We start from the raw sequence: 297 nt of genomic DNA, 5'->3' as shown, positions 1-297 counted from the left end.
GTCACCGCCGTGATCCAGGCGCCGTGCCCCCTTTGGCGGGGCCTGCCGGCCCTGGACCGGACCCTCGCCGAGCTGCCTGCCTGGGCCCGCGAGCCGGCGGACCACGCGGTCACCATGACGGGCGGGCTGACCGACTGCTTCGCGGACCGGGCGGACGGCGTGGCGCAGCTCGCGGGCTGGGCCGCCATGCACCTCGACGGCCCCGTCCGGATCTACGCGGGACGCGGCGGCTTCGTGCCCCCCGGCGGCGCCGCCGACGTCGCCTCCGCGAACTGGCACGCCACCGCCGCGCTGCTC

1 pseudogene is annotated in these 297 nt (G+C 78.8%); it reads left to right on the top strand.

The features are described from left to right. Window positions 1-297: pseudogene (locus ACLBXP_RS25795) on the top strand (hydantoinase/oxoprolinase family protein); the annotation flags it as partial.

It is taken from the genome of Methylobacterium sp. A54F (assembly GCF_053346035.1).
The sequence above is the reverse complement of the archived record's forward strand: the minus strand, read 5'-3'. Positions and strand labels throughout refer to the sequence as shown.